At 54.0% G+C, this 16,146-nt stretch carries 16 protein-coding genes; 14 read left to right on the top strand and 2 right to left on the bottom strand.

Annotated elements, in window-relative coordinates; all coding sequences use genetic code 11:
* Nucleotides 1–54 precede the first annotated feature (54 nt).
* Together BM485_08395 and BM485_08390 are read left to right on the top strand one after the other, a co-directional pair.
* On the top strand, nucleotides 55–708 hold the full coding sequence (locus tag BM485_08395; GenBank protein ID OKY75721.1) for a hypothetical protein: 654 nt from the start codon (nucleotides 55–57) through the stop codon (nucleotides 706–708).
* Nucleotides 701–1,414, top strand: a complete 714-nt coding sequence (locus BM485_08390; protein OKY75720.1) for a glycosyltransferase — start codon at nucleotides 701–703, stop codon at nucleotides 1,412–1,414. Before BM485_08395 ends, BM485_08390 begins: the two co-directional genes overlap by 8 nt.
* Here BM485_08390 and BM485_08385 read toward each other — a convergent pair.
* Nucleotides 1,355–1,918 (bottom strand): hypothetical protein, encoded by a 564-nt coding sequence (locus tag BM485_08385; GenBank protein OKY75719.1) that lies wholly within the window; start codon nucleotides 1,916–1,918, stop codon nucleotides 1,355–1,357. The two genes, BM485_08390 and BM485_08385, sit on opposite strands and share 60 nt — an antisense overlap.
* 57 nt (nucleotides 1,919–1,975) lie before the next feature.
* Here BM485_08385 and BM485_08380 point away from each other — a divergent pair, with 57 nt between their 5' ends.
* Together BM485_08380 and BM485_08375 are read left to right on the top strand one after the other, a co-directional pair.
* Nucleotides 1,976–2,806, top strand: coding sequence for a hypothetical protein (locus tag BM485_08380; protein OKY75718.1), 831 nt, complete (start codon nucleotides 1,976–1,978; stop codon nucleotides 2,804–2,806).
* Nucleotides 2,790–3,479: a transcriptional regulator gene (locus tag BM485_08375; protein ID OKY75717.1), complete on the top strand. Its 690-nt coding sequence runs from the start codon at nucleotides 2,790–2,792 to the stop codon at nucleotides 3,477–3,479. Before BM485_08380 ends, BM485_08375 begins: the two co-directional genes overlap by 17 nt.
* A 54-nt stretch (nucleotides 3,480–3,533) precedes the next feature.
* Here the strand turns inward: BM485_08375 and BM485_08370 are convergent, their stop codons facing one another.
* Complete coding sequence (locus BM485_08370; GenBank protein OKY75716.1) at nucleotides 3,534–5,642, bottom strand: GTP pyrophosphokinase; 2,109 nt, start codon at nucleotides 5,640–5,642, stop codon at nucleotides 3,534–3,536.
* 124 nt (nucleotides 5,643–5,766) lie between these two features.
* On the opposite strand from BM485_08370, the gene BM485_08365 reads away from it, so the two are divergent.
* From BM485_08365 to BM485_08320, 10 genes are all read left to right on the top strand, one after another.
* Entirely contained in the window at nucleotides 5,767–8,013 is a 2,247-nt protein-coding gene (locus BM485_08365) for a ribonuclease R (protein OKY75715.1), read from the top strand.
* A 30-nt stretch (nucleotides 8,014–8,043) separates the two neighbouring features.
* Nucleotides 8,044–8,823, top strand: a complete 780-nt coding sequence (locus BM485_08360; GenBank protein OKY75793.1) for a hypothetical protein — start codon at nucleotides 8,044–8,046, stop codon at nucleotides 8,821–8,823.
* Nucleotides 8,824–8,831: 8 nt separating this feature from the next.
* Nucleotides 8,832–9,413, top strand: coding sequence for a 5-formyltetrahydrofolate cyclo-ligase (locus tag BM485_08355; protein ID OKY75714.1), 582 nt, complete (start codon nucleotides 8,832–8,834; stop codon nucleotides 9,411–9,413).
* A gap of 11 nt (nucleotides 9,414–9,424) precedes the next feature.
* On the top strand, nucleotides 9,425–10,468 hold the full coding sequence (locus tag BM485_08350; GenBank protein OKY75713.1) for a histone deacetylase: 1,044 nt from the start codon (nucleotides 9,425–9,427) through the stop codon (nucleotides 10,466–10,468).
* A 129-nt stretch (nucleotides 10,469–10,597) separates the two neighbouring features.
* Nucleotides 10,598–11,626 (top strand): cyclic di-GMP phosphodiesterase response regulator, encoded by a 1,029-nt coding sequence (locus tag BM485_08345; GenBank protein ID OKY75792.1) that lies wholly within the window; start codon nucleotides 10,598–10,600, stop codon nucleotides 11,624–11,626.
* Between the two features lie 15 nt (nucleotides 11,627–11,641).
* Nucleotides 11,642–11,926, top strand: coding sequence for an asparaginyl/glutamyl-tRNA amidotransferase subunit C (locus tag BM485_08340; GenBank protein ID OKY75712.1), 285 nt, complete (start codon nucleotides 11,642–11,644; stop codon nucleotides 11,924–11,926).
* A 109-nt stretch (nucleotides 11,927–12,035) separates the two neighbouring features.
* A complete protein-coding gene (gatA, locus tag BM485_08335) occupies nucleotides 12,036–13,493 on the top strand; it encodes an aspartyl/glutamyl-tRNA amidotransferase subunit A (protein OKY75711.1) in 1,458 nt (485 codons plus the stop codon).
* Between the two features lie 27 nt (nucleotides 13,494–13,520).
* Nucleotides 13,521–14,621 carry a histidinol-phosphate transaminase gene (locus tag BM485_08330; protein ID OKY75710.1) on the top strand — a complete coding sequence of 367 codons (1,101 nt, stop codon included), beginning with the start codon at nucleotides 13,521–13,523 and terminating at the stop codon, nucleotides 14,619–14,621.
* Between the two features lie 72 nt (nucleotides 14,622–14,693).
* A complete protein-coding gene (locus BM485_08325) occupies nucleotides 14,694–15,407 on the top strand; it encodes a cytidylate kinase (GenBank protein OKY75709.1) in 714 nt (237 codons plus the stop codon).
* A gap of 51 nt (nucleotides 15,408–15,458) precedes the next feature.
* Nucleotides 15,459–15,803, top strand: a complete 345-nt coding sequence (locus tag BM485_08320; GenBank protein ID OKY75708.1) for a hypothetical protein — start codon at nucleotides 15,459–15,461, stop codon at nucleotides 15,801–15,803.
* Nucleotides 15,804–16,146 lie beyond the last annotated feature (343 nt).

Here is a 16,146-nt window from a genome sequence, read left to right as displayed (position 1 = left end):
CGCATTTCGTAAAATTGGCGGGTGCGCGGAACAAGCCTGAAAAAAAATCGACTGATGTCATTATCAAATTATTCACAGGAATTGCTAATACTATTTACCCGGTTTCCGCAACCCGGCTCGGCCAAAACCCGCCTGATTCCGTTATTGGGTGAACAGGGGGCGGCACGATTGCAGCGGCGCATGACGGAATACATGTTTGCACTTGCACGAGAAATCAGGGAAAAAAGAGATGTGGAGGTGCAAGTGCATTATAGCGGAGGGCATGATACGGAGGTGCGGCACTGGGTGCCTGCCGAGTTTCGGCTTCGCCGCCAGTGCAAAGGAGATTTGGGAAAGCGATTGCAGTCGGCCACCAACAACGCCTTTGCCGAGGGATGGGGGAAAATTGTTGTTATCGGAGCCGACTGCCCATATCTCACGGCGGAAATCATGGCCGAGGCGTTTCATCAATTACAGCATGCCGACGTGGTGATCGGCCCGGCCCTTGACGGCGGATACTACCTCATCGGACTCAGGCAACAGGCGAATTGCCTGTGGGAAAATGTGTCTTGGGGGACGGAAACGGTACTGCGGGAAACAAGTGCTCATGCCATAAACAGCGGCCTTTCGCTCGCCTATCTGACCCCACTTGCCGACATTGATCGGCCGGAGGATCTGACGGATTTATTGCAGTCTGCAGCAGCTTTCCCGCAGGTGACCGATGGGTAAGGGGGTGGAGAGCAACGATCTTCCTGCCGTTTCCATCATTATTCCGGTGTACAATGAGGCGGAACGGCTCCCTGCGACACTTGCGGCTCTCAGTCATGAGAAGCAGGTGGAAATACTTGTCGTGGATGGCGGCAGCACGGATGATTCGCCTGGAATCGCAAGCAAACTCGGTGTTACGGTGCTGACGAGCGACAGGGGAAGGGCAGCGCAATTGAATAAAGGGGCCGAAGCGGCAAAGGGCGAGATACTGCTTTTTCTCCACGGGGACACAATCCTGCCTGCCGGCTTTTTCAAGCCTGTCCTGCATGTCATGCAAGGCCATGAATTCGTGGCAGGGGCTTTTCAACTGAGGATTGACTCACTCCGGAGAAATATCCATTGGATTGCTCGATTGGCCAATCTGCGTTCGCGATTGCTCAAGCTTCCCTATGGCGACCAGGGGCTTTTCATGCGGGCGACGACATTCCATGAGCTCGGGGGATATGCTGATCTGCCCATCATGGAAGACTTCAGCTTGGTGCGCAGACTGCGGAGAAAAGGAAAAATCGTGATTCTGGCCGATGCGGTCATCACCTCCGGCCGTCGTTGGGAACGGCTGGGCATTTTGAAAACGACCCTTCTGAATCAGATCGTCATCGCCGGATTTTTACTTGGCGTTTCCCCCGTCCTGCTTGCCAAGCTTTACCGGGGTTTGCAGAAACGTTGAGATGGCGGGCCGGCGGGGCATAAGGTTGTTGCGCAGATCCTGGTCCTTGATAAGGGCAAGCAGCATGCGGGAGCTGTTTTCCAGATAAGGATAGCACAAGGAGTTGCGGAAAAAGGGATTAGCGCCGGAAATAAAAAGAGCAAGTCCCATGATAAGCAGGCAGGAGAGCAGAACGGCTTTGGCCAGGCCCAGGACCCCACCCAGCAATTTGTCAAACCAGCCGAGCAGGGAAAGATTTATTACCTGCTTGAGAAAGAGGCCGAGGAGAATGACGGCCCCGAAAGAGGCGGCAAAGAGAAGCAAATAGGCGACAAAGAATCCTGCCTGTTGATTGCTGATAAAAGGGGTGACGAACCCGGCCGATTCGCCGTAATAGCGACCGGCAATGACAAATCCGATGATCAGCGCGGCGATGGAAGCTATCTGGCGAACAAGTCCTGTCCAAATTCCCCGGGCAAGGAAAATGACGAGCAAAATAATGACAATGGCATCGAGAAGTGACATAGTGGCGATCCGGTAAAAAAAGATTGGACAACGGCTTCAGCCACTATAACCATAAAGATGACGGCCTCACAAAGAAAAAATAAAAACGGCATGATTTGCGATGTAACAGACGATATCAAAGGCGATTGCGACTCCCTGCATGCATGTCCTCGACCATTTTCCATCGTGCTGGTTAATCTCGACCTGTTAGGGCGGCAGGTTGGCGATGACGGCCCGCAAGGCATTGTCGCAACCTGCCTCTCCGACAAGGAAAAAGAAAAATTTTCATTGTTTCGTTATGACAAAAGGAAATTGGAGTGGCTGGGCGGACGAATTGCCGCCAAATACGCTGCATGGCAAATAAGAAAAGGGGGGCAAACTTTTTCCCCCGGCATGATGGATTTTCGCCGGCTGGAAATAGCCGCCGACCAGGCCGGCAAACCCTCTGTTTCCTGGCGGGAGAAGGACCCGGTGAAGCGACAATCCCATATTTCCATATCACACAGCGGCAATTGGGCGGCTGCGCTGTGCTCGACGGTTTCCTGCGGGATTGATATCCAGTATGTCACCCCGACGGTTGAGAGAGTGCGGGAACGATTCGTCACCCCGGCGGAAGATGAGATCGTGCGGCCGATAAGCGAAATTTACGGGAGCCGTACCGCCCTGACCTGCATATGGTCGGCCAAGGAGGCCGTCAAAAAGGCCTGGTGCGGTCCAAGGTTGCCCGGTTTTAACGAGATACGGATCAATGGTCTGCAAAAAGAGGGGAAGGGGATTTTTCTTACGGCAGCCGTTACCGGGAAGGCTGGGGAAAAGCGAACGAGGGTGATGGTGTGGCTGGACCCGTTTGCCGAAGGTGTCCTGGCCTTTACCATGACCGATGAGGAGGAAAATGAAAAAAATCAGTGAGTATATTGCCCAGATACCGCTTTTCAAGGGAATGCGCGGTGATCATTATGATGAACTGGCCATGATCGTGGTCGATCAGGAGGTGCCGCGCGGGAAACTTCTTTTTTCCGAAGGGGATCCCGGGAACGGCTTTTTTGTCATCGTCAGTGGAAGGATCAAGATTTTCAAGTTGTCCATTGACGGGAAGGAGCAAATTCTGCATATCCTGGGGCCGGGGGAACCTTTTGCCGAGGTTGCTGTTTTTACCGGATCGTCATATCCGGCCAATGCCATGGCGCTGGAAAAAAGCCGGCTTTTCTTTTTTCCCCGCAAGGCCTTTGTGGAATTGATCGGAGAGCATCCCTCCCTTGCCATGAATATGCTGGCGACGCTTTCCTTCAGATTGAAGCAATTTACCCATATGATCGAAGCATTGTCCTTAAAAGAGGTGCCGGGGCGGCTGGCTGCCTATGTTCTGCTGGCTGGTGAAAAGGGGGAGGATGACACGAATGTCGAACTTGCCGTCTCCAAGACCCAACTGGCAAGTTTGCTGGGGACGATACCTGAGACGCTTTCGCGGATTTTGACCAAAATGAATAAACAGGGAATTCTTGATGTCGATGGCGGCCGGATAAGGATCCTGAATCGGGAAAAACTCATGGCCCTGGCGGAAGGAGAGGCGCGTCTGGCGTGAGAAGCGGCGAGGAGAAATCGTTCCGCGGCTTATCGTGCGCGACGCCGCAATCTTTTACAGTTCCAGCATGAATTCATATTCGAGTTTGCTTTTGGTAAAATGCTGCAAGGTGTTTTTCAAATCCTGCAGGGTTTCCACCGTAAAATTGATTTCCCAGGCAGTTACGTCCGGTCTCGTGGACAGGGCAATGACCTCGCTTATCTTCATGGCAACCGGCGCGACACTGAGCAGCATGAATATTCTGTTGCGCGGTACGTTTTTGTAAATCAAAAGCGATTGCGGTTTTTCCACCATGGTTTTCTTCAGATTCCAGCGCAGGGCAACAACATCTTCCCGTTGGATTTTGAGGGCATTGAGTTTCGGACACTCCTTTTTGTGGACGGAAAGGCCCCTTTCGCTTAAAAGGCCGAGAAGGCTCTTTTCGATCGGCAGCGGCTGGCAGCATTGGGATAACTTGACGCATTCCGGATCAAGGGTTTCAAGATCAATGCTGTTTAATGCGCCGGTAGGCGGAAGCAGGGTCTGGCGCCCGGCATAAAGTCCGTTTTTGATTTCATAGACAAGTTCTTTCAGGCGAAGATTGCCCTGACCCAAATCCTGGAAAAGCTCGCTGAGATTTTCCTTGCCGAAATATTCAAGGATGTCGGCCGTCTCCTCGTAATCGAGGACGGAAAAAGGAACACCATAGCGTTGCAGCTCCTGTTTTACCAGGGACTTGCCGATCTCCCGGGCAAGCGTCTCTCTTTTCAGGCGGAATAAGCGGGCAAGTTCGGATCGGGCACGAGGTGTTTGGCAGCGCGGCAGAATTTCCGGGTCAAATTTCACAGGCCGTTCCTGGGTATTGATCTGGATTCTGTCGCCGTCTTTTAAAACATGGTCGGCTTTCACCCTTTTTGCCCCGACCGTTGCGGAATTGCAGTGAAGTCCCACTTCGGTGTGTACCTTAAAAGCAAAATCAAGAACGATACTCTGGCTGGGAAGGCAGATGCAGTCGCCGTTTGGAGTAAAGGTGTAAATTTCCTTTTTACCGCTTGCCGCGATCATCTCCCGGTAGGAGAGACTGTCGTCCGTGCCGAGGATGCCGAACATTTCCCTGATTTCCTGCTCAAAGTTCGTCGGCACCGTGCCGAGGGACAGCCATTCGCGGATAATGCCTTTTTTGGCATCATGCACCATCTGCAGGGTTCTGATTTTAAAGAGGTAATTCTGTCCCTTGATGTTGGCCCGGGCATGCAGGCTTTTGTAGCCGGTCGGCTTTGGGTTGGCGATAAAGTCGCGAATCGTGCGGGGGATCGGGGGGAAATGCTGATTGATAATGCCGAGGGCACGATAGCAGGATTGCAGGTCGTCAACCACGATGATGATTTCCAGCGGGTTTTCAATATGCTTGGCCAGCACATTGTCGGCTACATTGTAATACGCCCAGAGTCCTTTGGCCTTCAGGCGGATATCCGCGGAAACCCAAGCCTCTTCAAAGGCGTCTCGTAAGGCGTCGACCACTTTGTTTCCTTCTTCCTGGGTTTCCAGAAAGCGGATATGGGTCAGCACCTTCTGGCTCTGGCGGGGAAACTTGTAGGTCAAGGCCAGGTCATAAAGCTCACGCTTCAAACCGAAAAGACCCATGACCCCGGCCATGGGCGCATAGACACTCAGGGTTTCGTCGGCGATTTTCTGGCGCTTGTGTTTCGGCATGGAAACCATGGTGCGCAGATTGTGGAGTCGGTCGGCCAGCTTGATCAGCATGATTTCGACCCGGGAGGCGGCACTGGAAAATATCTTGCGATGGACTAATTTGTAAAAGGTTTGCCGGTCTCCGGAAAAATGACTGATTTTGGTGCAGCCGTCGACAATGGCCGCCACATGTTTCCCGAAAAGGGAACTGATGATATCGGTGGTTACTTCCGGCACATCTTCAATGGTATCGTGCAGCATGGCGGCAGCCAGGGTGGCGGGATCCTTGACGCCCAGCTCGTCGACCAGGATAAGGGCCACCTGGCAGGGATGGCTGACATAGGCTTCGCCGGATTTCCTTTTCTGGTTCTGATGCGCATCAACGGAAAAAGAAAGCGCTTTCCAGAAAAGGGCGGCCTTGCCCTCCTGACCGCCGATGATTTTTTCCATTTTTCGGCAGTAGGTGGCTATGTCAAATTTGCTGTTGTGCATAGAAAAGATTTTAGATTTGCCGGCTAAAGTGGTAAGGTTTTGGAAGTGATTTTGTAACCGCTTCTTATTATTAAGATAATAACATAAAAAAGAAAAGCGGGAAAACGGATATTTTGGAGAGAACATGGCGCCGAGAAGAACCGCAGGGAAAAAATCAGGTTTCGCCCAGAACCGGAAAAGCAGGCAGAGCAGGAAAAATCACCCGCCCCGCAGGTATGAACCGGTGCGTGAGGGGCGAAAAACAAAAGTGCGCGACGTGATGGAGGATGCCGTTGTCGGCGTGTTGCATTCCCATGGCGACAGGGTTGATATCAAGGATATTATTGCCGAGCTGGCGGAAAATCGCGGACAGCGCAAGGAGATTGAGGCCTTGCTTGAGGATCTGACAGTGCGGCAGCTTGTTAAAAAGCTGGGCAAAAAGCACTATCAACTGGATTCCCGCCATTTCGTGGAAACAACGCTTTCCGTTCATCCCCGCGGCTTTGCCTTTGCCGCGCCGGTTAATGCCTCAACCTCCGTTTCCGGGGCAAAGGATATTTTCATCCCGCCGCGCGACCTGGGCACCGCTCTGCACGGCGATCGCGTCCTGGTGCAGGTCACCGGCAGCCGGCGCGATCGTTTTGATGGTCGGGTTGTCACCGTGCTGGTCCGGGGGGCAAAACAGATTGTCGGCGTTTATTCCGTGCGCGGGGCAAAAGGCTATGTCACCCCGGAAGACGAGCGCTATCCGTTTACCATCACCATCGAGCAGGAAAAAGCGGGCGGGGCGGAAAACGGCGATGCGGTGCTGGTTGAGATCAGTGATTTCGGTTCGGACGGCAGTCCGGCCAGCGGCGCCGTTATCGAGATTCTGGGTGACCCCGATTCCTCTTTGGTGCAGATGAAAATGGTGATTCGCAAATTTGATCTGCCCGATGTTTTTCAGGAAAAAAGCATTGCCGAGGCGGAGGGCTTCCCCGACCGGGTGGAAGTCACCGCCGACCGCACTGATCTGCGCCGGATCTGCCATGTCACCATTGACGGCGAAACCGCCCGTGATTTTGATGACGCCGTTTCGGTCGAAAAAACGAAAAAAGGTTATCGATTGTATGTTTCCATCGCCGATGTCAGTCACTATGTCAGGCCGGGGACGCCCCTTGACCAGGATGCCTGGGATCGCGGCACCAGTGTCTATTTTCCCACCGGGGTCGTGCCCATGCTGCCTGAGAGATTGTCGAACAACCTCTGCAGTTTGAATCCCCATGTCGACCGTTATGCCTTTACCGCAATCCTTGATTTCGACCGAAGCGGCAGGCGACTGGCGGTTCGTTTCGCCAAAAGTGTCATCTGCAGTCAGTACCGGCTGACCTATACCCTGGTGCGGCAGATTCTGGTGGATAAAGATCCCGCTGTCCGGGCCCGGTACAAGCCCCTGCTGACCCCCTTGAAATGGATGGCCGAGCTTGGCATGGAACTGGAAAACCAGCGGATTGCCCGCGGCAGCATGGGTTTTGAAATTCCTGAACCGTTTGTTGAAATCGGCAGTGATGATACGATTTCCTCCATCAGCGTGCGGGAACGGAACCTGGCCCACAAGATCATTGAGGAGTTTATGCTGGCGGCAAACGAGGCGGTGGCGGAAACATTCGCCAATCGCCATTTTGCCGCCATTTACCGCATTCATCAAAGCCCTGATCCGCTGAAGGTTGCCGAGTTCGCCGAATTCATGCAATCCATGGGTTACGAGGTGGGGCGTGACAACTTTGACTCAAAATGGTTTAATCGGCTGATCGCGCAAACCAAGGGCACCTCCCGGCAATATCTTGTCAGCAACCTGATTTTGCGGGTCATGCAGCAGGCGCGTTACTCGCCGGAAAATATCGGCCATTTCGGCCTGGCCGCATCCTTTTACACCCATTTTACCTCCCCCATCCGCCGTTATCCTGATCTCATGGTCCACCGCGCCCTGAAGCAGCTTCTCTGGCAGGATGACAAGCACAGCCGTTTGCCCGTCAACCTCGATGAGGCGGGCGAGTTTCTGTCGAAAAGGGAGCGGGTGGCGGTGGATGCGGAACGGGAGATGCTTGACCGGCTTAAGGTGCGGTATATGGAAAAGAAGGTCGGCGAGAGCTTTGCCGCAATTGTTTCCGGCATAACCTCCTTTGGTCTCTTTGTTGAATTGACCGAAACCATGATCAGCGGCGGGGTGGCGATTGCCGACCTGCCCGCTGACGGATATGAATTTCATGAAAAGCGCCATATGCTGGTGGGCATGAGGAGCGGAAAGACCTTCCAGATGGGAGACGAGGTCATGGTCCGGCTGGTCAGCGTTGATAAAAGGTCGCGGCGGATCAATTTCGTCCTGGAGGATCGGGCCGAAATGCCGGTCTGATCGCCATCCATGCAGCATGTAAAAGAAAAGATGCCGCCGCAGCCAACAGGGCCATCCGGTGATATTGATTTTCGCGGGCAATTATTGTCGAACGCCGCTATTGTCCTTGTGCAGACCAGTTATCCGGAAAACATCGGCGCCGCGGCCCGGGTGGCCTGCAACATGGGAATCAGCCGGATCATTCTGGTGCGGGATGAAATGCCGGACCAGGAAAGAATGCGGAAAATGGCCACTCATCACGCCGGCCATCTGATCGATTCCTTGCAGATTTTCCCCCGTCTTGACGAGGCGCTTTCCTCCTTTCACTGGGTTGTCGGCACCAGCGCCAGGCAGGGGCGGCAGCGCCATTCCCAGGCAAACCCGGAAAAGGTCATGGCGGATCTGGTGCCGAAACTTGAAAACAACCGGGTGGCGCTGGTTTTCGGTCCGGAAGACCGGGGCTTGACCAATGATGATCTGAAATTTTGCAACAGTGTCACCACGATACCCACGGCGGATTTTTCCTCCCTCAATCTGGCCCAGGCGGTTGCCCTTCTTTCCTATGAGCTTTACAGCGGAGTTCTGCAGCTGCACAATGACCGAAAGCCTGCTCCCGTAGCCAAACTGGCCAACAACCATGAAATGGAGGCCATGTACGCGCTTGTCGAAGAAGCGCTGCGGGCCATGAATTTTTTGAAAGATTCCGATTATGCCTACTGGATGCGCAATATCCGCCATTTTCTCGGCCGGATCGGACTGCGGGCCCGGGATGTGAAGTTTGTCGGCGGATTTTGCCGTCAGGTTGTCGCGTTTGGCGAAAAACGGAAGTGAAAAAGATAATGACCGAAGAGCGAAAGGATTTACGCCGGAAAATACTGGGCCTGCGCGAGGCGCTTGATCCCCTGCTCAGAGAGGAAAAAAGCAGGAGTATCCATGAAAAACTGCTGACCATGGATGCTGTCCGGCGGGCTGCCTTGATCATGGTTTATGTCAATTTCCGCAGTGAGGTTGCAACGTTTCCTCTTTTTGCAATGCTCCGGCAACGAAAAATTGCGGTCTGCGCGCCCTTGACCATGGTCGCGGAGCGGCGGCTGGTACCCTATCAGATCAGTGATCCCTTGCGGGATTTGCAGCCGGGCTATTGCGGCATCCCCGAACCTGATCCGGCCAGGCTTCACCCTGTTGATCCGGCTGAGATTGACGTGGTTCTGGTGCCGGGCTCCGTTTTTGATGGCCGGGGCGGCCGGCTTGGTTACGGGGGAGGCTATTACGACCGTTTTCTGGCGGCCGAAGCGTGCCGGGCAACCCGTATCGGTCTTGCCTTTGAAGCGCAGGTGGTGGAAGCGTTGCCGCTTCTGCCCCATGACCAGCACCTGCATTATCTGGTCACGGAAAAAGAAATACGAAAAACAGCGGAATAACGAGGGAAATTATGCGAAAAACCGCGATCATGAAAAACGACCTTTTTTTGGAGCATCAACCGGGCAATGACCATGTTGAGTCACCGGAAAGGTTGCGCGTTATCTATGAACAGCTCGAAAAACCAGGCATCAGAGACAATTTCCAGTTTCCTGATTTTCAGGCGGCTGATCATGACATCATCGGCCTCAACCACAGCGATGAGCATATTGCCAGGGTAGCGGCAACGGCCGGCAAACGATTTGACCTGCTTGATCCGGACACCACCACCTCGCCTAAATCCTATGATGCGGCCTGCCTGGCAGTCGGGGCGGTGGTTGAAGGGACGCGGCTGGTTGCGGCCGGTGAGGTGGACAATTGTTTCGCCCTGGTCCGTCCACCGGGGCATCATGCGGAAAAGGGATACGGCAAGGGCTTCTGCCTTTTTAATAATGTGGCGATTGCCGCCCGCTATGCCATCCGGAATCTGGCGATGAAGCGGGTGCTGATCGTCGACTGGGACCTGCATCACGGGAACGGGACCCAGCACAGCTTTTACACTACGGACGAGGTTCTTTATTTTTCCACCCACCAGTATCCCTATTACCCGGGAACAGGCTCCCTGCTGGAAACGGGCGAAGGGAAGGGGGAAGGGTATACCGTCAATGTGCCGTTGCCCGGCGGCCAGGGTGATGAAGAGTTCGCTCAAATCTTCAATACGCTGCTTGTCCCTTTGGCCCGGGCCTATCAGCCGGAAATGATACTGGTCTCCGCCGGATTTGATATCTACAAGGCCGATCCGCTGGGCACCATGAAGGTGACGATTGACGGTTTTGCCTATATGGCCCGTGTCCTGCTGGATTTGGCGGATGAACTCTGCCGCGGCAGATTGCTTGTCACCCTGGAAGGCGGCTACAATGTTGCCGGGCAGCGCGATGGGGTGCTGGCAGTGCTTGCCGAAATGACCGGCAAACGATTTCTCGGGGACGAAAAGTTCCGTTTGTTGCGTCGGACCACGGCGCCTGTTCCCTCCCTGGAGAATGCACAAAAAATTGCAAAAACCTTTTGGACCCTGTAGAGTGGCTGCGGTGTGCTCTGTTTTTTCACGCCTGTTTTCATGCATTATTGACGTGTACTTTCGAGGGGAAATTTTTTGGTATTATCGGCGCGGCTTCATAATTCATCGCTGACCCAGACAAAAATTCTCATGGCTGACGACGATCCATTGGTTCGGGATGCGGTCATGAAAATTCTTGAACTTTTCGGCTATCAGGTTTTAGCCGTTGAAGACGGCCGCGCCGCCCTTGACGCGGTAACGGATGAAATAGACGCCATCCTTCTGGATATCAATATGCCCGGCCTGAACGGCTTTGAGACCATTCAGGCGCTTAATAAACGAAAACTGGATATCCCGGTGCTTTTTCTCACCGGGGCGGGATCCATGGAGTATGCGGTGAAGGCGATTAACCTCGGCGCCTATGACTTTATCCCCAAACCAATCGAGGATCTTGACCTATTTGATGTCAAAATTCGGCGGGCCGTTGAAAAACGAATGTTTCTTCGCCGGGAGAAAACCTATAAGCAGAATCTGGAAAGTGAAGTCAAAAAGAAAACAAAGGAACTGGCGGAAAAGAATCTGTTGCTGAAAAAATACAGTCACCATCTTGAAATATCGTCGGTCAACACCATTATTACCTTGAACACCGCCCTTGAGGAGAAAGATCAGTACACGGCAGGACATACCAAACGGGTTACCGAGTACTCCAAATTGATCGGCAAGGCCATGGGGCTGCCCAAAGGGGAAATTGATGTGTTGAACCGTGCCTGCCAGCTGCACGATATCGGCAAACTTGTCATTGATGTCAGCTGCATCCAGAAAGCGGGCCCTTTGACCGACGAGGAGTGGCTGCTGGTCAAGAAACATCCGGAAATCGGGGAAAACATCATCAAGCCGCTGAACTTTCTCGAAAGGGAAGGTGAGATCGTCAGGCATCATCATGAGCGCCTTGACGGCAGGGGCTATCCGGATGGGCTGCGAGGAGATGAAATTAATTTGCTGACCAAGATTGTCACGGCGGCCGACAGCTTTGACGCCATGACCTCCAAGCGCAGTTACAAGGTCAACATGACCATGGCGGAGGGGGTCAAGGAGCTGCGGGATCATTGCCGGAGGCAGTTTGACCCCGTGGTGGTGGAGGCTTTTGCCGATATCCTTTCCCAAAGAAAATTTGATTAGATTGCGTGCAAAAATATGAATATTTCCAAGGAAGAAGTTGCCAAGGTGGCCCATCTGGCCCGGCTTGATCTCTCGGAGCAGGAAGTTGAAGCAATAACCGGCCAGCTTGACCGGATACTCGGCTACGTTGCCAAGCTCAATGAAATCGACACCACGGACGTGACGCCGACAACCCACGCCCTGGCCGTGCATAATGCCTTCCGGGATGATGTGGTGCATCCCTCTCTGCCCCGGCAGGAGGCCTTGGCCAACGGACCGCGCCAGAACGGCGAGGCCTTTGTCGTCCCCAGGGTCATTTAAGAAAAGAGAACCCGGTTTACAAAATATATCTGGAAATACGGCACCTCGCCGGTTTCCAGATTTTGTTTTCCGACCAAGGAGAACACCTCTGTTGTCAGGTGAGGAATATATGGATTTACATGCTTTGACCATACATGAATTACACCAACTTTTTACCCGCAAGGAAACATCGCCCCTCCATGCGACACAGGCGGTCTTTGACCGTATTGAGCAGGTGGAGGGGCGGGTTGGCGCTTATATCAGCTTGAACAGGGAAAAAGCCTTGCAACAGGCGGATGAGGCCGGCAAAAGACTTGATCGGGGCCAAGGCGGCCCGCTGTGCGGCATTCCTCTTTCCATCAAGGATGTTATCTGCACCAAGGGTCTGCGCACCACCGCCGGTTCCAAAATTCTCGAGACATTTATCCCACCCTATAATGCCACGGTTATCAACAAGCTGGAAGAGGCGGGGGCGGTGATTATCGGCAAGACCAGCATGGATGAATTCGCCATGGGTTCGGCCAATGAAAATTGCGCCTTTGGGGTGCCGGCAAATCCCTGGAAGGCTGATTTTATCTGCGGTGGGTCAAGCGGCGGTTCCGCGGCGGCGGTAGCGGCCGATGAGTGCATTGCCTCCCTTGGCTCGGATACGGGCGGCTCCATCCGGCAGCCGGCATCGCATTGCGGTGTGGTCGGCTTAAAGCCCACCTATGGTCGCGTTTCCCGTTTCGGTTTGCTTGCTTATGCCTCTTCCCTGGACCAGATCGGCCCCTTGACCAAGGATGTACGGGACTGCGCCCTGATGCTGAACGCCATCAGCGGCTATGATGGAAGTGATTCGACCTCGGTGAACCGGCCGGTGCCTGATTACTGCGCCGCCCTCACGGATGGTCTGCGCGGAATGACCATCGGCATCCCGCGGGAATATTTCGGCGAGGGGCTTGATCCGGAGGTGGAGAAGTCGGTGCACGGGGCTCTGGCCAAACTGCGGGAGGCCGGCGCCGAAGTTGCCGATGTCTCGCTTCCCCATACCGAATATGGGGTTGCCGCCTATTATATCATTGCCCCGGCGGAAGCAAGTTCCAATCTGGCCCGGTATGACGGCGTCAGGTACGGCCTCCGCGACATGGAGGCTGATCTGCTGATTGAGATGTACAAGAAGAGCAGGTCCCGGGGCTTCGGCGATGAAGTGAAGCGGCGGATTATCATGGGGACCTATGCCCTTTCCTCCGGCTATTATGACGCCTATTACAAGAAGGCCTCCCAGGTCCGTACCCTGATTGTCGAGGACTACGGAAAGGCCTTTTCCCTCTGCGATGTGCTGGTCTCGCCGGTAACGCCCACCCCGGCCTGGAAAATCGGTGAAAAGAGCCATGATCCTCTCAGCATGTATCTTTCCGATGTGTTGACCATCCCGGCCAACCTGGCCGGAATTCCCGGCCTTTCGGTGCCCTGCGGCATGAGCCGGGCGGGGCTGCCGATCGGCCTGCAGATGCAGGCGGCTCATTTTGCCGAGGAAAAATTGCTGCGGGCGGCGTACAACCTGGAGCAACGGCTTGATCTGGTCGGTAAAAAACCGACTTTATAATATCCATTCAACATCCGACGCACGCTAATGAAACTTTCAGTCAATAAAAATATTGAAACACTGATTCCTTATCCTCCCGGCAAGCCCCTGAAGGAACTGGAGCGGGAATACGGCATTACCGGGTCCATTAAAATGGCCTCCAATGAAAACTCCCTGGGGCCTTCGCCCAAGGCCCTGGATGCCATTCGCCGGAACCTGGTCAATCTGCACCGCTACCCGGACGGCAGTTGCTATTATCTTGCCGCGGCCCTTGCCGAAAAGCTGCGGATACAGCCGTCCGAGCTTGTTTTCGGCAACGGTTCCAATGAGGTGATCGAGCTGTTGGTGGGGGCCTTTGTCAGCGCGGGCGACGAGGTCATCACAAGTCATCCATCCTTTCTGGTTTACCAGACCATGGTCCAGGCCCGAAGCGGGGTGAATATCGTGCTGCCGCTCAAGGATATGGCCCATGATCTTGATGCCATTGTCGCCGGGGTGACCGCAAAGACCAAGTTGATTTTTCTCGACAACCCCAATAATCCCACCGGATCGGTTTTTGGCAGGGAAAAGTTTGAGGCGTTTCTCGCGCAACTGCCGGAAACGGTGATTGTGGTGCTCGATGAGGCGTATGTGGATTTTGTCGATGAATCCGTCCGGCTTGATGTGCGCCGTTATATCCATAATCCGGTGCCGGTGGTTGGTTTGCGTACCTTTTCCAAGGCCTATGGTCTGGCCGGATTGCGGGTCGGGTACGGTATCATGGACGCCGGGATCGCCATGTATCTGCATCGGGTCAGGCAGCCTTTTAATGTCAATGAGCTGGCTCAGGTGGCGGCGCTTGCCTGTCTGGAGGATGACGATCATTACCGGAAAACCCTCGCCATGACCCATGACGGCATTGCCTGGCTTTCCGCCGCGATTGAAAAGCTCGGCTGCCGGGTTTTCCCCACCCAGACGAATTTTTTCCTGGTTGATGTCGGGTCTGACTGCAAGGCGCTGTATGAAAAGATGCTGCGCACCGGGGTTATCGTCCGCCCCATGAGCGCTTACGGATATCCGAATTTCATCCGCATAACGGTCGGCACCGGGGCGGAAAATGAGCGGCTGGTGAAAAGTCTGGCCCAATGTCTAGGCGCCGCGACGAAATAACCTGTCGAAGTGAAGATTTCGTTACGGCGCGTCTGCCGTCATTGATGGCGGCTCGGCGTATTTTTTACAATAATGCTTCTTAGAAGCAAGAGGTTGCCCATGCAGGACATTATCACCATTGACGGCCCTTCGGGCTGCGGCAAGAGCACCATCAGCAGGCTGATCGCTGCCCGACTGGGTTATACCTATCTTGACACCGGGGCAATGTATCGCGCCGTGGGCTACAAGGCGATGCAAACGGGAATCAGTTTGGAAGACGGGCCGGCGCTCGGTGCATTGCTTGACGGCATGGACCTGCGGCTCGCCCCCGGTGACGGGGATACCAGGGTCATTCTTGACGGGGATGATGTCAGTCTGGCAATTCGTACCGCGGAAATGGGATTGGTGGCCTCAAAGGTGTCCGCCTTGCCGGTGGTGCGGCAACGGTTGACTGAAATGCAGCGGCGGCTGGCGGAACAGGGCCGGGTCGTTGCTGAAGGACGGGACACCGGCACCGTGGTTTTTCCCGCGGCCGGGCATAAATTTTTCCTTGATGCGGCCCCGCAGGAAAGGGCCCGGCGCCGGAGCCTGCAGTTGCGGGAAAAAGGCATGGCGGCGGATGAGGAGCAGATCCTTGCCCAGATCCTGAAAAGGGATGCGGACGACAGCAGCCGCAGTCTCGCCCCCTTAAAAGCCGCCGATGATGCGGTTATCATCGACACATCTGCCCTCAGCATCGAGGAAGTGGTTTCGCGTATGCTGGAAAAGGTTGAAAAACAGCAGGAAAAGATCCAGAATAAATTTTAGCTGTTGCATCGATTGCCTGGTTCTCCTTCAATTCCACCGAGGTGTGGCCACATGACGAAATCTCGAGTTCTGAAACGCCATCATCTGATTTATTATCTGGAAGTCTTTGACCTTGAAACCAATGGACTTCTCGGGCATCTTGTCGATATCACCACCCGGGGGATTAAACTCGTCAGTAAAGAGCGTCTGCCGCTCAACAAGACCTTTATTCTCAAATTGATGTTGCCGGAAGGCTATTTTCAGGAAAAGGAAATCCATTTTGAAGGGAAAAGCCTGTGGTCCTCCAATGACATTAATCCGGATTTTTTCGATACCGGTTTCGAGGTTACCAGTCTTTCGCTGGAAGAACGAAAAATTCTGCGTAAGTTGATCGAACAGATCGGGTTTAATGATTGATGCAGCCGGGTGATCCGCGGCCGTTTTTTTCAGGTTCGCGTGTTTTTTCGTTACCCTTGATAACCACCTGAGGGGAGGATCCTCTCCCCGCTTCCCAAATCGCCCATTGCCGCTCCCCTCCCTTTTTGAAAAAAGGTTTCCTCAGAGGATACTTATTGACAAAAAAACAGCTGTCGTCTGTAATCGGGAATAGCTATAGTAGTTTTTGAGTCATTGGAAATGGGGAGTCGTTACGAAATACCGGATCGGGTGACGGTTATTTGGTGATGGTTCCTTCTGCCGCTCTGGGCATTCAGCCGGCCGTGTTGGTGACCGCCACGGCTTTACCCCGGGAGTTTCATGC

The sequence above is a fragment of the Desulfobulbaceae bacterium DB1 genome, from assembly GCA_001914235.1.
Classification (GTDB): domain Bacteria; phylum Desulfobacterota; class Desulfobulbia; order Desulfobulbales; family SURF-16; genus DB1.
This window is presented reverse-complemented; position numbering and strand designations above follow the sequence as displayed.